Here is a 22,073-nt window from a genome sequence, read left to right as displayed (position 1 = left end):
CTTGCGATGAGGTGAGCCGATTTGACTTATAAATCCATTGATTTGCAAATGTCGATTCCGCGCACCCAGGAATTTAGCGGAATGTACGGGCAGGCCGCACATAAGCCGGTTGCCGATCAGAACATGCTGGCTGACCAGTCAGCCAAGCAAACGGAGCAGCTGAGAAGCAAGAATACAGGAATCGAGCATACGACTGGCCTTCACGTAAGGAGCGAGAAGGAAGGACGGCAAGGTGAGGAAGAACGGAGCGATAAACGTAAGCAAGCAGCCGCGGATTCGGCGGAGCATGAAGACACGCAGCGACCCGTTCATCCGTTCAAAGGACATCATGTCGACATAAAGCTATAAACGGAGCAGCATCCAGGAGAAGGGCAGGTATGAACGATGCAGCCATACTTACAATATATTTTATTGCTCGGCGCGGTTGTCATTGTCGGCGCTCTGGCAATGCCCCGCAAAAAACAAAACGCCGCGATTCCGGCCCATTCGGTTCAAAATATGGAAACAGCGCTTGAGCAGTTTATGGAAAATATGGAGAAGGATAACGAGGAGCTCGTGCAGCTTGTTGCCAAAGCGCAGCATGACGCCAAGCAGGATGCGAATCTTATGGAGAAGAGGATCGCTTTGCTGGAGCGAAAATGCGATCAGCTTGCAGATCATCTTCAACAATCGCCTGCTAGCCCCGCTATGCTTCCGCGGCAGGCAGTACAGCCGAATCAACAGGCTGAAGCGCTATCCCCGGCATTAAAGCCTCGGGAAGGCGAACAACCTGCCGCTGCGGCTAACGAAGCTCCGCTTCAGACTAACTCCATTCACGCACGTTATTCGGAGTTGTTCCATTTGTACGATCAAGGAAAGTCCATTGAGGCGATATCCAAAAAACTGGGAATGAATAAAGGCGAAGTACAGCTTATCCTTCAGCTTGCCAAGCAGGAGGATGCCGCGCATGCTTAAGAATCGGTTCTTTTTGATCGGACTCGGCTCCGGTATTATGATTGGAGCTCTGCTTTTTCAATTGATGCTGCTTGGCGAGCAAAGCAAGGATAACTTGAAGCAGATCGGCGCAACGGATGAACATCTTTATACGCAATCGGAAGTGGATGCGCTGCTGAAGGCGGAACGCGATTCGGCACTATTAAATGAAAAGAAAGATTCGGAGCCGGCAGCCGAGGAGAAGGAAGCTTCCTCAGAGGATAAGCCTGCAGCGGATGAGGCATTACATACAAATAGTGAGAAGCCCGATATAGCCGCAAAGGAGCGTCTCATTCGGATTGAAGCGGGGACTACGCTCAGCCAGACGGCAGAGCTGTTATTCTCGAATCATATTATCGGGAATCAGGCAAAATTCGTCAAAATTATGAAGGAAGACGACAAACGGGTTCGTGCGGGTTTCTTTTTGTTCCCGGAAGGAATATCCGTGGCGGAGGCGGTTACAATCGTTACGAAAAAACCTTTAACCCTAGAGCAGGCGGAAGCGATCGCGGAGAAAACAAAGACGGAATAGCCGATAAACCATAAACGAATGTTGCGTTAGCTATGTATCTATGGTATATTAATTTTCGGTGTTAAAAACGCACGCAGGTCAATTTTGTCAAATGGTGCTTCCGCACGGCGGGAGTTTTGACAAAAGATGCGACTGGCGGAGGGAGCACTATAAAACCATTACAGGAGGTGTTGAAGAAATGGCGGTTATTTCCATGAAACAGCTTCTAGAAGCTGGGGTACACTTCGGTCATCAGACTCGTCGTTGGAACCCGAAGATGGATCGTTATATCTTCACAGAAAGAAACGGAATTTACATTATCGATTTGCAAAAAACGGTTAAAAAGGTTGACGAAGCGTACAACTTTGTTAAATCGATCGCTGCTGAGGGCGGCACTATGCTGTTCGTAGGCACGAAAAAACAAGCTCAAGATTCCGTAAAGGAAGAAGCGGAACGTTGCGGTAACTTCTACATCAATCAACGCTGGCTTGGCGGAACATTGACAAACTTCCAAACGATCCAGAAGCGTATCGATCGTTTGAAGCAGCTTGAAAAATGGGAAGAGGACGGCACTTTCGAGGTTCTGCCTAAGAAAGAAGTTATCATTCTTCGCAAAGAAAAAGACCGTTTGGAGAAATTCCTCGGCGGTATCAAAGGCATGAAAGGCTTGCCAAGCGCGCTGTTCATTATCGATCCGCGCAAAGAGCGCATTGCAGTTGCAGAAGCTCGCAAGCTTGGAATTCCAATCGTTGGTATAGTGGATACAAACTGTGATCCGGACGAAATCGACTATGTCATTCCGGGTAATGACGATGCAATCCGCGCCGTTAAGTTGTTGACTTCGAAAATGGCTGACGCAATCGTGGAAGCTAACCAAGGCGAGCAAACAACGGCTTAATTAGATTATTAATCAAGTCAACAAAGGGTGGTCAGATGGTGATAAGCCTCTCACTGCCCTTTTTTTGAACGTAAATCAACGAAGAAAATATGGTAAAATAACCAACAAGTACACATGGACGAAGCGGGCTTCGCTTCGCCTAATTTACAGGAGGGCTTATAATGGCGGTTAGTGCTAGCGCGGTAAAGGAACTACGTGAAAGAACGGGAGCAGGAATGCTCGATTGCAAAAAAGCTTTGGACGAAACAAACAACGATATCGACAAAGCGATTGCTTTGCTTCGCGAGAAAGGTTTGGCGGCGGCGGCTAACAAAGCAGGACGTATCGCTACGGAAGGCGTAGTTGAATCGTATATCCACGCCGGCGGCCGGATCGGCGTTATCGTTGAAGTTAACTGTGAGACCGACTTCGTTGCCAAGACGGATCAATTCCGCGAATTTGCAAGAGATGTCGCGATGCAAATCGCTGCAGCTAATCCGAAATTCGTCCGCCGTGAAGAAGTTCCAACGGATGAGCTTGATAAAGAGCGCGAAATTTTGAAGGCTCAAGCGCTAAACGAAGGCAAGCCTGAGAAAATCGTTGAGAAAATGGTTGAAGGCCGTATTTCGAAATATTATGAAGAGTACTGTTTGTTGGAGCAATCCTTCATTAAAGACCCGGACAAAACAATCTCGACTTTGCTGAATGAAAAAATCAGCGCAATCGGCGAGAATATTTCGATCCGTCGCTTCGTACGATACGAGCTCGGCGAAGGTCTTGAGAAAAAAGTAGACAATTTCGTTGAAGAGGTTATGGCTCAAGCGAAACTTTAATCCGAACGCACAGGCGGGGCGGGGCGTCCGCCCCGCCTGCTTTTATGAATAGACCCTATCCTATCGGCTCGATTGCAAGACTATATTTGAAGGACCTCGGGCAGCTGAGGTGCATGATGGAGGTATTCACGTTGGAACATCCTGTATATAAACGTATCGTCTTGAAAGTTAGCGGTGAATCATTGTCGGGACAAGAAGGCTACGGTATTGAGTCGACTGTCATTTCCTCGATCGCCAACCAAGTGAAGGAAGTTGTCGAGCTTGGCGTTGAAGTGGCTATCGTCACTGGCGGAGGGAACATTTGGCGGGGTATCGCGGGTTCAGCGAAAGGGATTGACCGTGCGACAGCTGACTATATGGGGATGCTGGCGACGGTCATGAACTCGCTTGCGCTTCAGGATGCTCTGGAACAAATCGATGTGCCTACTCGCGTACAAACGTCGATCGCCATGCAGCAGATCGCTGAGCCGTATATTCGCCGCCGCGCAATTCGCCACCTGGAGAAAGGCCGCGTCGTCATTTTCGCAGCCGGAACGGGCAATCCGTTTTTCTCGACCGATACGACAGCCGCCTTGCGCGCAGCCGAAATTGAAGCTGAAGTGATTTTGATGGCGAAGAATAAAGTAGACGGCGTTTACTCGGCCGATCCGTTCAAAGACAACACAGCCGAGAAGTTCGAGGAGCTTACATACCTTGATATGCTCAACCGGAATCTAGGCGTCATGGATTCAACTGCAGCCTCGCTATGCATGGACAACAATATTCCGCTTATCGTGTTCGCGATTACCGAGAAAGGGAATATTAAACGCGTCGTCCTGGGTGAGAAAATCGGAACGATAGTGAAAGGAAGTGCCAAATAATGCCTCAAGAAATAAAGAAAAATGCCGAAGAACGCATGGAGAAGGCGATTACGGCAATGAAGCGCGACTTGTCGACGCTCCGTGCCGGCAAAGCGAATCCTGCCTTGCTTGATCGCATTCAAGTCGAATACTATGGCGCCATGACGCCGCTGAATCAGCTTGCTAACATTAATACGCCGGATTCACGGACATTGTTTATTCAGCCATGGGATAAATCATCAATGGCAGCCATTGAGAAGGCGATCATGAAGTCGGATCTTGGCCTAAACCCTTCGAACGATGGTACGTCGATTCGTATCTCAATCCCGCCGCTCACGGAAGAACGCCGTGCTGAGCTCGTAAAAACATCGAAGAAGTTCGGTGAAGACGCGAAGGTCGCGATTCGCAATATTCGACGCGATGCGAACGACGCCGTGAAGAAACTGGAGAAAACAACAATTTCTGAGGATGAGTCCCGCGGTCATCAAGAAGACATTCAGAAGGCGACCGATAAATACATCACAGAAGTTGATAAAGTCCTTTCAGCCAAAGAAAAAGAAATTATGGAAGTATAATGATATTCTGAGCCCCTCCGATAGGTGGGGTTTGGTTTTGATTTCGGTTGGGAGGAAGTCAGATGATCGAGCGACTTTGGGCCAAATTCGGCAAATCATCCTTGCAGCCGGGCGAACCTGAGGCCAATGAGAATGTACCTGAACATGTTGCAATCATTATGGACGGGAACGGCCGCTGGGCAAAAGATCGTGGACTGCCTCGGATGGCAGGTCATCATTCCGGCATGAAGGCGGTCAAACGCATTACGATGGCCGCAGACCGGCTGGGCGTCAAATATTTAACGCTATACGCATTTTCAACGGAAAACTGGAAACGTCCTAAGGCTGAAGTGGATTTTCTTATGAAATTACCACAGCAATTTCTTGAAATTGAATTAGAGGAATTGATAGCCAATAACGTTCAGGTTCGCATGATGGGCCACAAAAAGGATCTGCCGCCATACACGATAAGCGCGGTAGAGGAAGCAATTGTCAAAACGGCGAATAATACGGGTCTTGTACTTAATTTTGCATTGAATTATGGCAGCCGGATTGAGATGCTCGAAGCGGTAAGGGATATCGCATCGGAAGTCCAACAAGGGCGGATGGCGATTGAGGAGATAGATGATAAAGTGATGGCTGACCGATTGCTGACAAGCGGCCTTCCGGACCCGGATCTGCTAATCCGTACAAGCGGCGAGCTTCGCTTAAGCAATTTTATGCTGTGGCAGCTTGCATATAGTGAATTGTGGTTTACGGACGTATATTGGCCTGAGTTTACGGAAATGCATTTCCAGGAAGCGATTATGGAATATCAGCGCCGGGCGAGAAGATATGGCGGTTTGTAGCTTCAGGTGACGGAGTGTGACATTATTGAAACAACGGATTATTACTGGCGTAATAGCAGGCGCGCTGTTTATAGGGCTGACAGTGGTAGGCGGATGGTTATATACCGGATTGCTCGTGCTGCTGGCTATTATCGGTTTTACAGAATATTCACGCATGAACGGTGTAGGGTGGTCGCATCCGTCTTCGCTTCTTGGCTATGCGGGCGTACTGCTATTTGTGCTGCCATGGTCGGATTGGGGAATTCGCGTTCCTTCGGAATTAACGGTGCTGTGGATGCTGGCTTTTCTGCTGCTTGCCCTGACCGTCTTAACAAAAAATAAAACGACGATTGACGGCGCCGCGCTCATGTTGCTTGGCGCTTTATATGTAGGCTACGGCTTCGCGGCCATGATTGAAGTTCGTCAGGTGGAGCAGCATGGACTGTTCTGGACATTTCTTTCCTTCGGCTGCATCTGGGCTTCCGATATAGGAGCGTATTTTGCGGGAAAGGCCTTTGGACGGACGAAGCTATGGCCGTCGATTAGCCCGAACAAAACGATCGAAGGCGCTGCCGGCGGCATAATGCTCTCGCTTCTTGTGTCGGCGCTGTTCGCGTGGAACGCGCCGGAGCTCATTGATTTCCCTAAAGCTCTGCTAATCGGATTAGTTGCTGCGGTTGCCGGTCAATTCGGAGATTTAATTCAATCCGCATATAAGCGGGTAAGAGATATAAAGGATACCGGCTCGCTTCTGCCGGGGCATGGAGGCGTTCTCGACAGATGTGACAGCTGGATTATCGTATTTCCGCTGTTACTGCTGACAGAGCTGCTTCCCGTATAAGTTTGGAGGGTTTTCTCTTGAAAAAGATTAGTATAATGGGTTCGACGGGCTCTATCGGAACGCAAACGCTGGATATCGTCGCGCACGACCCTGAACGGTACGAAATCAGCGGTCTCTCGGCTGGCGCAAACGTAGAATTGTTAATTGCACAGGCTAAGAGATTTAAGCCTGCTATCGTCAGCCTTGCTACCAAATCGGATGCCGATGCCGCCAAACCCCATTTGCCCGCAGGGACCAAGGTTGTTTATGGCGAAGAAGGATTAATTGAGGTGGCGGCAGGAACGGACGCTGACGTCGTCGTTACGGCTATTGTCGGAAGCAGAGGACTTCCTCCCACATTAGCGGCTATCGATGCGGGGAAGATGATCGGGTTAGCTAATAAAGAGACTTTGGTCACCGCCGGACATATTGTGATGGAACGGGCTAGACAGCGGCAGGTATCGATACTGCCCATAGACAGCGAACATTCGGCAATTTTCCAATGCTTAAACGGGGAAGACCGGAGCGCGGTGAACCAAATAACGTTAACGGCATCCGGCGGTTCGTTCCGCGATCGTACAAGGCAGCAACTCGAAGGCGTAACGGTAGCCGAAGCGCTTAATCATCCCAATTGGTCGATGGGGGCGAAGATTACGATCGATTCCGCGACGATGGTTAACAAAGGATTAGAGGTCATAGAAGCAAGATGGCTGTTCGACGTTACATATGATCAAATAGATGTCATTATTCATCCGGAGAGCATCATTCACTCCTACGTGGAATTTGCCGATCACAGTATCATCGCACAGATGGGACTGCCGGATATGCGGGTGCCGATCCAATATGCGCTTTCCTATCCGGAGCGGAATGTTACGCCGACAAACCGGCTGCGTCTGGCGGAAATCGGCAAACTCCAGTTTCGCGAAATGGATTTCAACCGCTATCCGTGTTTGCGGCTCGCCTTTGAATGCGGCCGTTCCGGCCAATCGGCTCCGGCTGTATTTAATGCGGCGAACGAAGTGGCCGTTGCCCGTTTTCTCCGGGGCGCAATCACATTTCTGGATATCGAGAGGATCTTGGAGACGGTCGTCAGCAGGCATGAAGCTTCCGATATGAATGATTTGCAAATGATCGCTGAGGTAGACGCTTGGGCGCGCAGTATGGCAGAAACGGTATAAGCCGGATCAAATACCGGTTCTCTTGTATCGGACGGGAGAATAATGATAATCTATGTACAGGCCGTAACGAACAGGAGGCTTCAGCTTAATGCATATGATTCAGGTGGTCTTTTTGACGGTACTCGTTTTTTTTGTAATCGTAACGATCCATGAATGGGGTCATTACTTCTTTGCTAAACGAGCGGGTATTTTGGTTCGGGAATTTGCAATCGGCTTTGGGCCGAAATTGTTTTCGTTAAAAAGGGGAGAGACGAAATACACGCTTAGGCTTATTCCGGCCGGCGGGTTCGTGAGAATGGCGGGCGAGGATCCGGAAATCGTCGAAGTACAGCCCGGACAGACCATTGCAGTCAGAATAAAGGAAGACAAAGTGACAAGGCTGTACCTGGACCGTCTTGACGAGCGGAGCGGCGTTATTCGCGGCGAAGTTGTTAACATTGACTTGGAACGGAAGCTTTCCCTTACGCTCGACGTTGAAGGGGAGAATGAAACGTATACGGTTCATCCTCAAGCACTGATGATCACCAAAGGCAGAGAAACCCAAATCGCTCCGTTTGACAGGCAATTTGGAAGCAAAACGGTAGGTCAACGGGCTTTAGCTATTTTTGCCGGGCCGATGATGAATTTTGTGCTCGCTTTTATTCTATTTGCCGCATATATCCAGATGGCGGGTATTCCGGTCGATAATCCAGACAAGCTGCTCGTTAATGAAATTACAGCCGGCATGCCTGCGGATAATGCAGACTTGCGGAGAGGTGACGTTATTGATGCGGTAAACGGCGTGAAAATTGGCGCGGACTTCGAAAAGATGATCGATATTATCGGAAAATCGCCGAATGTACCGGTGAAGATGGATATCATTCGTAACGGCAAAGCGCAGCAAATCACGATTACGCCGGAGCCGAATGACGAAGGGGTCGGAAAGGTCGGTATCAGTGCGGCGCTGCCGACGCGACCGGCTACTTTCTCCGAAACGTTCACAGGCGCGGCCACCTACATGAAGGAAATGACGAAAAGCATATTTGAGGGCTTCAAAAAGCTTCTATTCGGCGAGTTTAAGCTGGACGATCTCGGCGGACCCGTCAGGACAGCGGAAGTGACGAGTCAAATCGCGCAAAAAGGCATTGCGCAGCTCACTTCATGGACGGCACTGCTTAGCTTGTACTTAGGCATATTCAATTTGCTGCCCATCCCGGCATTGGACGGCAGCAGGCTTATTTTCCTCGGGATCGAAGCGATTCGCCGGCGCCCGATCGATCCGAACCGGGAGAGCATGGTGCACTTCGTGGGCTTTGCGCTCATTATGCTGCTTATGCTGGTTGTCACCTATAATGATATTTTACGATTGGTAAGAGGGGAGTAGTCAGTCGCTCATGTCAAAAGATAAACAGTTTGTTACCGAAATTACGCCGCAAAGCGAGGATTTCTCCAGATGGTATATTGATGTTATAAAAAAAGCCGAGCTTATGGATTATTCGCCGGTAAGGGGCTGTATTGTTTTCCGTCCAGAAGGTTATGAGCTCTGGGAAAACATACAACGCGATTTAGACCGTCGTTTTAAGGAAACGGGTCATCGCAACGCTTATTTTCCCTTGTTTATTCCGGAAAGCTTTTTTCAGAAGGAAAAAGAGCATGTGGAGGGCTTTAACCCCGAGCTGCCGTGGGTAACGGAAGCGGCGGGCGAGAAGCTCGAAGAGCGTCTCGCGATTCGTCCGACGTCGGAGACGATGTTCGGTCATATGTATTCGAAATGGATTCAATCCTATCGGGATTTGCCCTTGCTGATCAATCAGTGGGCGAATGTTGTTCGCTGGGAGAAGCGGACGATGCCGTTTCTGCGCACGAGCGAATTTTTATGGCAGGAAGGCCATACCGCTCATGAGACGGAAGGCGAAGCGCGTCAGGAAACGATGCAAATGCTGGACGTCTATACGCAGTTCGTCGAAGAATTTCTGGCGATTCCGGTCGTCAAGGGAGAGAAGACTCCTTCCGAGAGATTTGCCGGCGCGGTCGAGACATATTCGATCGAAGCCATGATGAAGGATGGCAAGGCGGTTCAAGCGGGAACGTCACACTATCTCGGCACCAAGTTTGCCGTAGCGTTCGACATCAAGTTCCTGGATCGTGAGAATGCGCTGCAGTATGCCCATACAACCTCATGGGGGGTCAGTACGCGTCTGATCGGCGCCCTAATAATGGTTCACGGCGATGACCGCGGTCTTGCTCTGCCGCCTAAGGTTGCGCCTACGCAAGTCATTATGATTCCAATCGGTCCGGCAAAGCTGCGGGATCAGGTTGTAGGCCGAGTGGACGAGCTGTATGCGGAGCTGAAGAAAGCGGGCATCCGCGTGCGCGTTGACGATCGCACCGACGTAAGTCCGGGGTGGAAGTTCAACGAGTACGAAATGCGCGGAATTCCGCTGCGGCTGGAGCTTGGGCCTAGAGATATGGAGAACGGACAAGTCGTTCTCGTCTCGCGGATTACCGGCGAGAAACGGATTGTACAGCAGGCTAACCTCATTGCCGAGGTTGAGGCTTTCCTAGCCGAAACGCAGCAAGTTATGTTCGATAGAGCGAAGCAGTTCCGGATTGACAATTCCCGTTCCGTCGACACCCTGGATGAAATGAAGAGCTTCCTGGAAGAACAAAGAGGCTTCGTTGAAGCCGGATGGTGCGGTTCAGCCGCTTGCGAGAAGCAAGTTAAGGAAGAAACCGGGGCTACCAGCCGCAATATACCGTTTACGCCGTCAGAACAAAAGAAAGCATGCCTGGTATGCGGCGACCCAGCCGAGCATACCGTCGTATTTGCCCGTGCTTATTAAGAACTGAAGCTAGTTCGGTTCGGATCTTAAGGAGTGTACCCATATGAGCCAAACCGCAGACAAGCGGCAGCGTTTCGAGCTGCTATTGCAGCATGCGGAGCTGCCGCAGGATCTTATCCTGCAATATTTTCAAGACGGATATATCGATCAGGTTATCGTAAGCAACAGCAATCGGGAATGGACGTTTTGCATCCGCAAAACGTCCATGGTTCCTTTACAGGCCTATAACGGTTTATGTCAAGCCGTACGAATGAAATTCGAGCATATATCTTCTATTTCTTTTCAACTATTGTATGATCCGGTCATAGAGACCGAATCGATCCTCCTCCAATACTGGGGGTTATTTATCGAATGGGTGCAGCGCGAAATCGCCTCCGTTAACGGATGGCTGCAGAAAGCGCAAATCGAGGCGGAAGGCGATCTATTGATCTTGTCGCTGCTTGATAATACCGGCTTAGAGCTTGCCCGCAAGAAACGTCTGGACGATGAAATCATTCGTTTTTACAACACTTATTTCGGTCGTTCATGCAGAGTGAAGATGATGGTAAGCGAGGCGAGGCAGGAGATTTACGACGAGCATGCGCTTAAGATGGTTCAGGAGGACCGGGAATTCGTTCAACAGCTCATGGCTAGCTCCCAGTCCGAATCGGAGCCTGAGGATGAAGGCGAAGTAAGGCTTGCCGTCGGCTACGACATTAAGGAAGTACCCGTCCCGCTTATGAATATCGTTGAGGAAGAGAAGAAAATTACGGTGCAGGGAGCCGTATTCGGGCTTGATGTGAAGGAGCTGCGCAACGGCAGCACTTTGTTTACCTTCAACGTAACCGACTTCTCGGATTCGATTGCCATGAAGATGTTCGCCAAAACGAAGGACGATGTAAAAATATTGAATCAGCTTGCGAACGGCAAATGGGTCAAGGCGCGCGGCCGGATCGAATATGACCGGTTCATGCAGGAGCCGGAGCTCGTCATGATGCCGAATGATTTGCATGAAGTCAAGGCGCCGCCTGACCGTATGGATAAGGCCGAAGAAAAGAGGGTGGAGTTTCATCTTCATACGACAATGAGCGTCATGGATGCGGTCACCCCCGTAGACGCGTACATCAAAACGGCTGCGAAGTGGGGGCACAAAGCGATTGCGGTTACCGACCACAGCAATGTGCAGTGTTACCCCGACGCCAATAAGGCAGCCAAAAAGCACGGCATTAAAGTACTGTTCGGCGTGGAAGCGAATGTCGTAAACGATGCGGTGCCGATGGTACTGGAATCAAGGCCTGAACCGCTCGCTGCGGCAACATACATCGTGTTCGATATCGAGACGACAGGATTGTCCGTTATTAATAATAAGATCATCGAGCTCGCCGGCGTGAAAATGCGGGACGGTAAAGAAATCGACCGTTTCTCCACCCTTATTGACCCGCACGAAAAGATTCCTTATCATATCCAGCAGCTTACGAACATAACGGATGATATGGTGAAAGGACAGCCTGAGCTTGAGCCTAAGCTGAGGGAGTTCGTGGAATTCATCGGCGACGACGTGCTTGTCGCGCATAATGCCAGATTCGATATCGGCTTTATCCAAGCGAACTGCAAGGCGCTGGGCATGCCGGAGCTTAAAAATCCGGTTTTGGATACGCTGGAGCTGGCCCGGTTTATTCATCCGTCTCTCAAAAACCATAGGTTGAATACGCTGGCCGACAAATACAAGATCAGTCTTGAAAATCATCACCGCGCCGTGGACGATTCCCTGGCGTTGGGCGGCATTTTATACGGTCTTATTGCCGATGCAGCGGAACGCAATATAACGAACCTGCATCAATTAAACGATTATGTCGGCATTGATTTATCGAATACTCGGCCGTTCCATTGCAATATTTATGCGTTAAACGCAGTTGGCAAAAAAAATCTGTTCAAGCTCATTTCCTTATCCCATACCGAATATTTCAAGAGGGTAGCAACGATTCCGAAGAGCAAGCTCACCGAACTTCGGGAAGGCTTGCTCGTCATTTCCGGCTGCGAGAAGAGCGAGTTTTTCGAGACGGTGCTGAATAAATCGCAGGAGGAAGCGGTGGAGGTCGCCCGTTTCTATGACGTGCTTGAGATTCAGCCGATTGATTTCTACATGCATCTCGTCGAGAAGGGCCTCGTCGGAAGCCGCGCCGAAATCGAACAGGCGCTGAGACGGGTTTGCCAAATCGGAGACGAGCTTGGCAAGCCGGTTATCGCGACGGGGAATGTCCATTATTTAAACCCGCGGGACAAAATGTACCGTGATATTACGATCCATGGCATAACGGGCTTCAGTCCTTTAAAAGGAATGCGCAAGCCGGATGCGCATTTTCGAACAACGGACGAGATGCTTGCCGAGTTTGCATTTCTGGGCGAAGCAAGGGCGCGCGAGGTTGTGATCACGAACACGAATGAACTGGCGGACCGGTTCGAGCCATACGATATGTTTCCTACCGGGCTGTTCGCTCCGAATATCGAAGGCGCGGATGAAGAGATCCGCAACACCTGCTACGACACGGCAAAATCCATGTATGGCGAAGAACTCCCGCAGGTCGTCATCGACCGGCTCGAGAAAGAACTCATTCCTATTATTAAATATAAGTTTTCGGCGAACTATCTCATCTCGGAGAAGCTCGTTAAGAAGTCGAATGCGGACGGCTATCTCGTAGGATCCAGGGGCTCCGTCGGTTCTTCCGTCGTTGCGTTGTTCCTCGGCATATCCGAGGTTAATCCGCTGCCGGCCCATTATTTGTGCAAAAATTCGGATTGCCGCCACAGCGAATGGTTTTTGGACGGAAGCGTTCCGAGCGGCTTTGACCTGCCGGACAAGCTATGTCCGAATTGCGGCCAGCCGATGAAAGGCGAAGGGCAGGATATTCCGTTCGAAACCTTCCTTGGCTTCAAGGGCGACAAGGTTCCCGATATCGATCTTAACTTCTCGGGCGATTATCAGCCGATCGCGCATAATTTCACGAAGGAGATATTCGGCGAGAAAAGCGTATTCCGCGCAGGCACGATCGGTACGGTTGCAGAGAAAACCGCCTACGGCTTCGCAAAGAAATTCGAAGAGGAGCATAACAAGAAATGGCGCGGCGCCGAGCTCGCGAGACTTGCAAGCGGCTGTACGGGAGTGAAACGCAGCACGGGGCAGCATCCGGGCGGCATTGTCGTCGTTCCCGATTACATTGAGGTCGAAGACATTACGCCGGTGCAATATCCGGCGGATGATGTGAACGCGGAATGGAAAACGACCCATTTTGACTATCATGCCTTCGACGAGAATCTGCTGAAGCTTGATATTCTGGGGCACGATGATCCGACGATGATGCGGATGCTGCAGGATCTGACGGGGGTTGATCCGACAACCATTCCGATGAATGACCCTAAGGTCATGAGTATGTTCAACTCGACGACAGCGCTTGGCGTCACTCCGGAAGCGATCCGCTCCGCCGTGGCCACCTACGGCGTCCCCGAAATGGGAACAAAATTTGTCCGGCAGATGCTTCAGGAGACGCAGCCATCGTCCTTTGCCGACTTGCTGCAAATCTCCGGCTTGTCGCACGGAACCGGCGTTTGGCTCGGCAATGCCCAGGAGCTGATTAAGAACGGCACCTGCAACATTAAGACGGTTATCGGCTGTCGTGACGATATAATGCTTTATTTGATCTATAAAGCCGGTATGGATGCAGGCCTTGCGTTCAAAATTACGGAGAGCGTACGTAAAGGTAAAGGGCTAACGCCGGAATGGATCGAGGAAATGAAGCGCTGCAAGGTGCCGCAATGGTACATTGATTCTTGCTTGCGCATTGAATACATGTTTCCGAAGGCGCATGCCGCCGCTTATGTCATTTCCGCTGTCCGGACCGCTTACTTCAAGCTTTATTATCCGATCGAGTATTATGCCACTTACTTCACGGTAAGAGCCGATGATTTCGACCTGGAGCTGCTGTGCCAAGGCTACGATGCGATCCTGCGGAAGCTGATCGAAATCGAGGCGAAGGGCTTCAATGCGCTGCCGAAGGAGAAAAACATGGTATCGCAGCTGGAAATGTCGCTTGAAATGACGGCTCGGGGCTACTCCTTCAAACCGATCGACCTATATCGTTCAGATGCGACGAAGTTTCTCGTGGAGGGCGACTCCTTGATCCCTCCATTCGCCGCGATCGCCGGGATTGGGGATAACGCCGCGCGCAATATTGCCGCATCGAGAGAAGAGGGCGAGTTTCTGTCGATTGAGGATTTCCAAATGAAATCGAAGGCGACCAAGACGATCGTCGAGGTGCTCGGCAGCATGGGCTGCTTCCGCGGATTGCCTGAATCCAACCAGCTTTCGTTGTTCTAATGCTGGTTGGATTAGAAAAGATTTCTTGTCACACTTATGCGGTTATGTTATAATTTTTCTGGCAATGATGATGATAAAGACTTTGATGCAGAAGAGTGGGGAAACCCACTCTTTACGTTTTGTATTCAGCAAAATGGCATAGCACGTATAAACGGGAGGTCAACTGAATTTGAGCATACCCAAAATCAAAACCGCCGTTGAGGAAATGGTACAGCCGTATCTCAGCAGCAATGGATTTGAACTGGTTGATATCGAATACGTCAAGGAAGGCAGCAACTACTTCCTTCGTATATTCGTGGATAAAGAAGGCGGTATCGATATTGACGATTGCGGCCGGATCAGCGAGTACGTCAGCGAGCAACTGGATAAGAACGATCCGATTAGCGACGCTTATTTTCTGGAGGTATCTTCGCCGGGGGCGGAGCGTCCTCTGAAGAAAGATGAAGACGTACGGAAGGCTGTCGGCAAGCATGTTTTCCTAACGACATATGAACCGATTAGCGGCGCTAAGGAATTCGAGGGGCTGCTGCTTTCATTTGACGGGGAAAATGCGGTTGTCCGGACCGGTAAAAAGGATTATACGATTCCTTACACGAAGGTTGCGAGCGCGAGATTGGCCATCGTGTTTTAATCGATTTTAATATAGAAGCAATCGCTTTTACTTGAATTCTAAGAATTTATAAGTTCTACACTTATATGCGCTTAGAATTCTCCGCGAAACGGTTTGCGTCCTCTGATAAGGACGCTGACAGGCGTTTCTGCTTGTTTTATATATTGAAAGGGGGAGCTCCGTTCCAATGAGCATGGATTTTATTGAAGCGTTACAGGAAATTGAAAGAGACAAGGGGATTACCAAGGATGTGCTCCTGGAAGCGATAGAAGCTGCGCTGATTTCCAGCTACAAGCGCAATTTTAATACCGCGCAGAACGTTCGTGTCGATATTAATCGTCATACCGGCGTTATTAAAGTATATGCACGCAAGACGGTCGTAGATGAAGTGCTGGATCCGCGTCTGGAAATTTCGGTGGAAGCGTCGCGTGAAATCAATCCGCATTATCAGCTTGACGATGTGGCGGAAATCGAAGTAACGCCCAGGGATTTCGGGCGAATTGCCGCGCAGACGGCCAAGCAGGTTGTGACGCAGCGCATTCGCGAGGCTGAACGCGGATTGATCTACAACGCATTTATCGATAAGGAAGAGGATATCGTGAACGGCATTGTCCAGCGTCAGGATGTACGCAATCTGTTCGTGGATCTCGGGAAAGTCGAAGCAGTCCTGCCTTTAACTGAATTAATGCCTACGGATAAGTTCAAGCACGGCGACCGCGTGAAGTCGTATATCACGAAAGTGGAGAATACGACGAAAGGTCCCCAAATTATTTTATCTCGGACTCATCCCGGCCTGTTAAAACGTTTGTTCGAGCTAGAGGTGCCTGAAATTTATGATGGTGTCGTCGAAATTCGTTCCGTCGCCCGCGAAGCCGGCTTCCGCTCCAAGATCGCCGTGCATTCCCGGAATTCCGAGGTTGATCCGGTCGGCTCCTGCGTCGGCCAAAAAGGGCTGCGCGTACAAACGATCGTAAACGAGCTGAAAGGCGAAAAAATCGATATCGTTCGTTGGTCCGAGAATGTCGATGAATACGTGGCGAATGCGCTCAGCCCTTCGAAGGTGCTCGAGGTCATCGTGTACGAGCAGGAGAAGATGGCCCGGGTAATCGTTCCCGATTACCAGTTATCGCTTGCGATCGGAATTAAAGGCCAGAACGCGCGGCTAGCCGCTAAGCTTACCGGCTGGAAAATCGATATAAAAAGCGAGACGCAGGCGGAGCAGGAGTTCGGCCGTCCGAAATCTCTCACGACGGTTATGCATCAGGACTCGATTTCCATCGATTAATAGAGCAATATACGTCAATTCAGCTGGCAGAGGAGGGGTGTACGGTGAGACCGAGAAAAGTACCGCTTCGCAAATGCGTCGCTTGTCAGGAGATGATGCCGAAGAAGGAACTCATCCGGGTTGTGCGGACACCGGCCGAAGAGGTGCAAATTGACCTGACAGGCAAGAAAGCGGGCCGCGGCGCTTATTTGTGCGGCAAAGTAAGCTGCTTCAAACTGGCGAAAAAATCAAAGGCGCTGGACCGGGCGCTTAAACAGCCTGTGGGTGAACATATATACGACCAATTGGAGCAGGACTTCGTCGCGGTGGAAGAACAGTTTCATGCCAACAAGGAGCTGATAAGCGATGAAGCAGAATAAGAGCTTATCGCAGCTTGGCATGGCAATGCGGGCCGGCAAGCTGATAACCGGCGATGAAATCGTGCTCAAGGCGGTCCGGAATAAACAAGCGTATCTTGTTATTATTGCTGGAGACGCTTCGCTCAATACTAAGAAAAAGTTTCGAGACAAATGCAGCACCTACGGAATACAACTCGCCGAAGCATTCGACCGTGAGCAGCTGGGAAGGGCGATTGGTAAGCCAGAACGCGTTGTGCTTGCGGTAACCGATGCGCAATTCGGAAAAATGATTGCGAGTCATCTGAGCCATAATACGGAGGTGGATCATATTGGAGAATAAACAAGACAGCAAGGACAATAAAGATAAGCTGCGCGTATATGAGTACGCAAAATCGCTAAATATGAGCAGCAAAGAAATTATTACGATTCTTAAAAGACTTAACTTGCCTGTTAATAACCATATGAGCGTCATGGAAACGGCAATGGTGCAAAAGGTTGAGGGGTTCTTCCGCGATATCAAAGCGAATGCAGCCGCAAAACGGGCACAGGACACAACGAGCGCATCCGTTTCTTCCGCTCAACCGGCTGCAAACCGGCCGCAATCGCAGCAGCAGGGACGGAAGCCTCAGGGGCAGCAAGTGCAAGGAAACAAAAATCCAAATCAAGACAGACAGGGGCCTATGAATTCTATTAATACGAAAACACAAACCAACCAACAAAGCGAGCAGAGAACAACAAGTCAACAAGGCAACAGACCAGCGCAATCGGGAAATAACCGTCCTGCGCAGGGCGGCGGCAATTCGAACCGTCCGGGGCAAGGACAGGGCGGACAAGGAAATCGTCAAGGTCAAGGAAACGCAGGCGCAAACCGTCCAAGCGGCGGTACGAATAACCGTCCGGCACCATCCGGCCAAAACCGCAGCCCACAAGGGGGCCAAAGCGGACAAGGAAATGCCGGCCGTCCAGGCGCGCCGCGTCCAGACGGAGCTAACCGTCCGGCGCAGCAAGGCCAGAACCGTACCTTTGATTCATCAAGACCTGCAGCAGGACAAACACGCGGAAATGACGACCGCAACAAGTCGAGACCGAACCAGAATAAGCGGTTCGACGATGCGAGGAATAGCGGTTATAAAGGGAACAACCGTGGACCTAAAGGCCGCGGCGGCAGATTCCAGCAGCAGCCTCCCCGCGAGAAAATCGATAACACGCCTAAGAAAATTATCGTTCGCGGCACAATGACCGTCGGCGACTTGGCTAAATTGCTCCACAAGGATGCATCGGAAGTCATCAAAAAACTCATTTTCCTTGGCGTTATGGCGACGATCAACCAAGAAATCGACATGGATGCGATTCATTTGATCGCCGGCGATTACGGCGTTGAGGTTGAAGTGAAAATTCCGGTTGAAGAGGATTCCTTCGAAACCGTTGAAGAATCGGATGTGGAAGAGGATTTGGTTGCTCGCCCGCCGGTCGTTACGATCATGGGTCACGTCGACCACGGTAAAACAACGCTTCTTGACTCTATTCGCAAAAGTAACGTAACAGGCGGAGAAGCTGGCGGCATAACACAGCATATCGGCGCGTATCAAGTCGAAATTAACCATAAAAAAATTACGTTCCTGGATACGCCGGGTCACGAAGCGTTTACGCTCATGCGTGCCCGCGGCGCCCAGGTTACGGATATTACGATTATTGTCGTAGCTGCGGATGACGGCATTATGCCTCAAACCGTTGAAGCGATTAACCACGCGAAGGCGGCAGGCGTGCCAATCATCGTTGCGGTTAACAAAATCGATAAGCCTGAGGCGAACGTTGACAAAATCAAACAAGAAATGACGGAGTATGAGCTGGTGCCTGAAGAGTGGGGCGGCGATACGATTTTCGTCGAGGTGTCTGCGAAGCAGCGCATCGGTTTGGAAAGTCTTCTTGAGATGATTTTGCTTGTAGCCGAAGTGAATGATTATAAAGCAAATCCTAACAAGCGTGCCCGCGCGACCGTTATCGAAGCAGAACTTGATAAAGGGAAGGGACCTGTTGCCCGTATTCTCGTGCAGCACGGCACGCTCAAAATCGGCGATGCCTTCGTAGCAGGCAACTGCTTCGGACGAATAAGGGCTATGGTCAATGATAAAGGACGCCGTTTAAAAGAAGCGGGCCCATCCACTCCGGTGGAAATTACAGGTTTAACGGAAGTGCCTCAAGCGGGCGATCCGTTCATGGTATTCGAGGATGAGCGCAAGGCGCGCGCAATCGCAGACCGCCGTTCCATCAAACAACGTCAATCCGAGATGGGCGCTAATACGCGCGTCACGCTTGACGATCTGTATAGCCATATCAAAGATGGTGAAATTAAAGATCTGAACGTTATTATTAAAGCGGACGTTCAAGGTTCTTCCGAAGCGCTTAAAGGCTCGCTCGCTAAAATCGATATCGAAGGCGTACGCGTGAAAATTATCCACAGCGGCGTCGGAGCGATTACGGAGTCGGATATTATTCTGGCATCAGCCTCCAATGCGATCGTTATCGGATTTAACGTAAGGCCGGATCCGCAGGCGGAAGCAACCATCGCGCAGGAAAAAGTCGATGTACGCATGCATCGCGTCATTTATAACGTCATCGATGAAATTGAGCAGGCTATGAAAGGCATGCTGGATCCGATCTACAAAGAGGTTGTTATCGGCCATGCCGAAGTGCGTAACGTATTTAAGGTGACAAAGGTCGGTGCGATAGCCGGTTGTATGGTTACTTCAGGCAAAATCGCGCGCAATGCGGAAGCTCGACTCATCCGCAGCGGCATTGTTGTTTACACCGGCAAAATCGAATCCCTCAAACGCTTCAAGGATGACGCCAAAGAGGTTGCGCAAGGCTACGAATGCGGTATTACGCTTGAGCGCTTCAATGATGTTAAAGAAGGGGATACAATCGAAGCGTTTGTCATGGAATCCGTAGAGAGGTGAGTATAGCATGGCGAAAATCCGGGTAGGACGGGTTGGAGAGCAGATCAAAAAAGAGCTGAGCCAGATCATTCAGACCGAATTGAAGGATCCGAGAATTGGCTTCATTACCGTTACTGGCGTTGAGACGACAAGCGACCTTTCGCAAGCGAAAGTATATTTAAGCGTGCTTGGCAATGACGAACAGAAGGAAGCGACGCTTAAAGCGCTGTCGAACGGAACCGGATATATCCGTACCGAGCTTGGCAAGCGCATGAGGCTTCGCCACACGCCCGTGCTGCTGTTTAAGTTTGACAGCAGCATCGAGTACGGCAGCCGGATCGAAGCTCTTCTCGAAAATATTAACAGCGGGAATCAGTCTCGATGATCATGCAAGGCAGCTATTTGAAGCAGTTGGATGATGCATTGGCGTTTATAAAGGATGCCAACCAAATATTGGTCGTTTCGCATGTCCAGCCGGACGGCGATGCGATCAGTTCAACGGTTGCCGTAGGCTGGCTGCTTCAGAAGCTGGGTAAATCGGCGGTATTGATAAATGAGGATGAGCTGCCTTCAAGGCTGAATTATCTGCATTTATTTGATGCCATAATACATTACAAACTCGCTCCGCCGGAGCAAAAGTTCGATGCGGTTATTGCGGTCGATTGCGCCGATTTCACGCGTATCGGCGAGGTAGCAGGCAGTTTTGCCTCTGAGGCTAAGCTGCTTAATATCGATCACCACCCGACAAATAACGCTTTCGGGTCCGTTAACGTCATCCAGGCCGAAGCGGCGGCAACGGTTGAGATTTTGTTTGATCTGATCGAAAGAGCGGGAGTCGCGCTTGATCTGGACTGCGCTACGGCCATCTATACCGGTTTATTGACGGATACTGGCGGGTTCCGGTATTCGAATACAAGCCCGCGCGTGATGGAGATTGCGTCACGGCTGCTTGCGGTTGGAGTAGCGGGCAACGAGCTGGCCGACCATCTGCTGGAGAAAATGACGTTGGCCAAGCTGAAACTGCTGCAAATGGCTTTAAACCGGCTAACATTTTCAGATAATCTTGAGATCGGCTGGGTCTATATCGGCAAAGAGGACTTGCGGGAGACAGGCGCCGTATCCGAGGATTTGGAAGGCATCGTGAACTATGCGCTTAATGTTGACGGCGTTCAGGTCGGCATTTTGTTCAAGGAATCGGATGACGGCTCTGTCAAAGCAAGCCTTCGTTCAGCCGGTAAAGCTAATGTCGCGGCGATCGCTCAAACGTTTGGCGGCGGCGGACATGTCAGGGCGGCGGGCTGCAGGATGGAGGGGCCGATGTCTGACGCGATCTCGCAGCTTGTGGAAGCAGTCAGAAAGGCGTTGATGTAATCGATGGACGGCATTTTGGCAGTATGGAAGCCTGAAGGCTGGACTTCGCACGATGTCGTTGCCAAGGTACGGCGCATTCTAAAGATGAAACGAATCGGGCATGCTGGGACTCTTGATCCGATGGTGACGGGCGTATTGCCTTTATGCCTGGGCCGCGCGACTCGCGTTGTCGAATATGTGCAGGAAAGACCTAAAGCATACGAAGCTGTTCTGCAGCTCGGTATTGCGACGGATACGGAGGATTTGACCGGAACGATCGTCAACCAGCAGTTGAAAGTAAACGTCAGCCTGTCGGAGGTCCGTGAAGCGCTTCAACGTTTTGCAGGCGAAATTGATCAGGTTCCTCCCATGTATTCCGCAGTCAAAGTTGACGGGAAACGGTTATATGAGCTCGCAAGAGAAGGAAAGACGGTTGAACGCAAATCGAGGAAAGTTACGATTCATCAGATCGAACTGATGGATGCGCAGCTTGACCTGGATCAGCCGACCATAACCTTTTCCGTTCTTTGTTCGAAAGGGACTTACATACGGACCTTATGCGTCGATATCGGAGAAGCGTTAGGCGTGCCGGCGGCAATGGCAAAGCTGACGAGAACGATGTCCGGCGGCATTACGAAGGAGAGCTGTTTGACTCTGGAGCAAATTGAGCAATTGCAGCAGGCCGGCGAGCTGGAGAAGCATCTGATCGCAGCCGATCAAGCAATTGCTCATATGGAAATGGCAGTCGTTCCTGCCGCAGTCGGTAAGCTGGCGTTATTAGGCCAGAAGATCAGTCTCGCATATGCCGGAATGGAAGCAGGAAGCGCTGCTTCCGGACAACTTGTTCGTCTATACAGCGAAGAAGAACAAAGCTTTCTTGGTATTTTTGAAATTGACAGCGCCGCAGCCGTATTCAAGCCGGTCAAGGTATTCTCAGCTTTAGAAAGTTAACAGGAAATGCAGGGGTGTC

General features: G+C 50.4%; 21 protein-coding genes. All 21 read left to right on the top strand.

All coding sequences use genetic code 11. The features are described from left to right. Positions 1–21: 21 nt before the first annotated feature. The 21 genes from H581_RS0116695 to truB all read left to right on the top strand — a co-directional run bounded on the left by H581_RS0116695 (position 22) and on the right by truB (position 22,054). Positions 22–348, top strand: a complete 327-nt coding sequence (locus tag H581_RS0116695) for a hypothetical protein (protein WP_028611010.1) — start codon at positions 22–24, stop codon at positions 346–348. Positions 349–384: 36 nt separating this feature from the next. Then, positions 385–954: a DUF6115 domain-containing protein gene (locus tag H581_RS36510; protein ID WP_028611009.1), complete on the top strand. Its 570-nt coding sequence runs from the start codon at positions 385–387 to the stop codon at positions 952–954. After that, positions 947–1,504, top strand: a complete 558-nt coding sequence (locus H581_RS0116685; protein WP_028611008.1) for a hypothetical protein — start codon at positions 947–949, stop codon at positions 1,502–1,504. The genes H581_RS36510 and H581_RS0116685 overlap by 8 nt, the downstream gene beginning before the upstream one ends. A gap of 178 nt (positions 1,505–1,682) precedes the next feature. Beyond that, a complete protein-coding gene (gene rpsB, locus H581_RS0116680; RefSeq protein ID WP_028611007.1) occupies positions 1,683–2,381 on the top strand; it encodes a 30S ribosomal protein S2 in 699 nt (232 codons plus the stop codon). A 161-nt stretch (positions 2,382–2,542) separates the two neighbouring features. Then, positions 2,543–3,193: a translation elongation factor Ts gene (gene tsf, locus H581_RS0116675; protein ID WP_028611006.1), complete on the top strand. Its 651-nt coding sequence runs from the start codon at positions 2,543–2,545 to the stop codon at positions 3,191–3,193. A 131-nt stretch (positions 3,194–3,324) separates the two neighbouring features. Beyond that, a complete protein-coding gene (pyrH, locus tag H581_RS0116670) occupies positions 3,325–4,053 on the top strand; it encodes a UMP kinase (RefSeq protein ID WP_028611005.1) in 729 nt (242 codons plus the stop codon). Continuing rightward, positions 4,053–4,607 carry a ribosome recycling factor gene (gene frr / locus H581_RS0116665; RefSeq protein WP_028611004.1) on the top strand — a complete coding sequence of 185 codons (555 nt, stop codon included), beginning with the start codon at positions 4,053–4,055 and terminating at the stop codon, positions 4,605–4,607. The genes pyrH and frr overlap by 1 nt, the downstream gene beginning before the upstream one ends. A 62-nt stretch (positions 4,608–4,669) precedes the next feature. Beyond that, a complete protein-coding gene (locus H581_RS0116660; RefSeq protein WP_028611003.1) occupies positions 4,670–5,434 on the top strand; it encodes an undecaprenyl pyrophosphate synthase in 765 nt (254 codons plus the stop codon). Positions 5,435–5,459: 25 nt separating this feature from the next. Next, positions 5,460–6,254: a phosphatidate cytidylyltransferase gene (locus H581_RS0116655; protein ID WP_028611002.1), complete on the top strand. Its 795-nt coding sequence runs from the start codon at positions 5,460–5,462 to the stop codon at positions 6,252–6,254. 17 nt (positions 6,255–6,271) lie between these two features. Then, on the top strand, positions 6,272–7,411 hold the full coding sequence (locus H581_RS0116650) for a 1-deoxy-D-xylulose-5-phosphate reductoisomerase (protein ID WP_028611001.1): 1,140 nt from the start codon (positions 6,272–6,274) through the stop codon (positions 7,409–7,411). Positions 7,412–7,499: 88 nt separating this feature from the next. Next, the gene (gene rseP, locus H581_RS0116645; protein WP_028611000.1) at positions 7,500–8,774 is read left to right on the top strand and encodes an RIP metalloprotease RseP; all 1,275 of its coding nucleotides are present in this window, start codon (positions 7,500–7,502) and stop codon (positions 8,772–8,774) included. A gap of 10 nt (positions 8,775–8,784) precedes the next feature. Further along, entirely contained in the window at positions 8,785–10,233 is a 1,449-nt protein-coding gene (proS, locus tag H581_RS0116640) for a proline--tRNA ligase (RefSeq protein WP_028610999.1), read from the top strand. Positions 10,234–10,276: 43 nt separating this feature from the next. Continuing rightward, positions 10,277–14,584 carry a PolC-type DNA polymerase III gene (locus tag H581_RS0116635; protein WP_028610998.1) on the top strand — a complete coding sequence of 1,436 codons (4,308 nt, stop codon included), beginning with the start codon at positions 10,277–10,279 and terminating at the stop codon, positions 14,582–14,584. A gap of 169 nt (positions 14,585–14,753) precedes the next feature. Next, positions 14,754–15,215: a ribosome maturation factor RimP gene (gene rimP / locus H581_RS0116630; RefSeq protein ID WP_028610997.1), complete on the top strand. Its 462-nt coding sequence runs from the start codon at positions 14,754–14,756 to the stop codon at positions 15,213–15,215. 166 nt (positions 15,216–15,381) lie between these two features. Further along, complete coding sequence (gene nusA, locus H581_RS0116625; RefSeq protein WP_028610996.1) at positions 15,382–16,479, top strand: transcription termination factor NusA; 1,098 nt, start codon at positions 15,382–15,384, stop codon at positions 16,477–16,479. 44 nt (positions 16,480–16,523) lie between these two features. Then, positions 16,524–16,838, top strand: a complete 315-nt coding sequence (gene rnpM / locus H581_RS0116620; RefSeq protein WP_028610995.1) for an RNase P modulator RnpM — start codon at positions 16,524–16,526, stop codon at positions 16,836–16,838. After that, positions 16,825–17,157 (top strand): L7Ae/L30e/S12e/Gadd45 family ribosomal protein, encoded by a 333-nt coding sequence (locus tag H581_RS0116615; RefSeq protein WP_028610994.1) that lies wholly within the window; start codon positions 16,825–16,827, stop codon positions 17,155–17,157. Before rnpM ends, H581_RS0116615 begins: the two co-directional genes overlap by 14 nt. Next, on the top strand, positions 17,147–19,774 hold the full coding sequence (infB, locus tag H581_RS0116610; RefSeq protein ID WP_036718729.1) for a translation initiation factor IF-2: 2,628 nt from the start codon (positions 17,147–17,149) through the stop codon (positions 19,772–19,774). The genes H581_RS0116615 and infB overlap by 11 nt, the downstream gene beginning before the upstream one ends. Before the next feature lie 7 nt (positions 19,775–19,781). Continuing rightward, positions 19,782–20,138, top strand: coding sequence for a 30S ribosome-binding factor RbfA (gene rbfA, locus H581_RS0116605; RefSeq protein ID WP_028610992.1), 357 nt, complete (start codon positions 19,782–19,784; stop codon positions 20,136–20,138). After that, positions 20,135–21,124 carry a DHH family phosphoesterase gene (locus H581_RS0116600; protein WP_028610991.1) on the top strand — a complete coding sequence of 330 codons (990 nt, stop codon included), beginning with the start codon at positions 20,135–20,137 and terminating at the stop codon, positions 21,122–21,124. The genes rbfA and H581_RS0116600 overlap by 4 nt, the downstream gene beginning before the upstream one ends. 3 nt (positions 21,125–21,127) lie before the next feature. Beyond that, positions 21,128–22,054 (top strand): tRNA pseudouridine(55) synthase TruB, encoded by a 927-nt coding sequence (gene truB, locus H581_RS0116595; protein ID WP_028610990.1) that lies wholly within the window; start codon positions 21,128–21,130, stop codon positions 22,052–22,054. Positions 22,055–22,073: the final 19 nt, after the last annotated feature.

Source organism: Paenibacillus harenae DSM 16969, assembly GCF_000422465.1.
Taxonomy (GTDB): domain Bacteria; phylum Bacillota; class Bacilli; order Paenibacillales; family Paenibacillaceae; genus Pristimantibacillus; species Pristimantibacillus harenae.
The sequence above is the reverse complement of the archived record's forward strand: the minus strand, read 5'-3'. Positions and strand labels throughout refer to the sequence as shown.

Bases quoted from the DNA above. Each gene is read 5' to 3' on its own strand.
- tsf (WP_028611006.1), top strand. From the start codon at position 2,543: ATGGCGGTTAGTGCTAGCGCGGTAAAGGAACTACGTGAAAGAACGGGA.
- H581_RS0116600 (WP_028610991.1), top strand. From the start codon at position 20,135: ATGATCATGCAAGGCAGCTATTTGAAGCAGTTGGATGATGCATTGGCG.
- rpsB (WP_028611007.1), top strand. From the start codon at position 1,683: ATGGCGGTTATTTCCATGAAACAGCTTCTAGAAGCTGGGGTACACTTC.
- H581_RS0116615 (WP_028610994.1), top strand. From the start codon at position 16,825: ATGAAGCAGAATAAGAGCTTATCGCAGCTTGGCATGGCAATGCGGGCC.
- rbfA (WP_028610992.1), top strand. From the start codon at position 19,782: ATGGCGAAAATCCGGGTAGGACGGGTTGGAGAGCAGATCAAAAAAGAG.
- truB (WP_028610990.1), top strand. From the start codon at position 21,128: ATGGACGGCATTTTGGCAGTATGGAAGCCTGAAGGCTGGACTTCGCAC.
- rseP (WP_028611000.1), top strand. From the start codon at position 7,500: ATGCATATGATTCAGGTGGTCTTTTTGACGGTACTCGTTTTTTTTGTA.
- H581_RS36510 (WP_028611009.1), top strand. From the start codon at position 385: ATGCAGCCATACTTACAATATATTTTATTGCTCGGCGCGGTTGTCATT.
- proS (WP_028610999.1), top strand. From the start codon at position 8,785: ATGTCAAAAGATAAACAGTTTGTTACCGAAATTACGCCGCAAAGCGAG.
- H581_RS0116660 (WP_028611003.1), top strand. From the start codon at position 4,670: ATGATCGAGCGACTTTGGGCCAAATTCGGCAAATCATCCTTGCAGCCG.
- nusA (WP_028610996.1), top strand. From the start codon at position 15,382: ATGAGCATGGATTTTATTGAAGCGTTACAGGAAATTGAAAGAGACAAG.
- frr (WP_028611004.1), top strand. From the start codon at position 4,053: ATGCCTCAAGAAATAAAGAAAAATGCCGAAGAACGCATGGAGAAGGCG.
- H581_RS0116685 (WP_028611008.1), top strand. From the start codon at position 947: ATGCTTAAGAATCGGTTCTTTTTGATCGGACTCGGCTCCGGTATTATG.
- H581_RS0116635 (WP_028610998.1), top strand. From the start codon at position 10,277: ATGAGCCAAACCGCAGACAAGCGGCAGCGTTTCGAGCTGCTATTGCAG.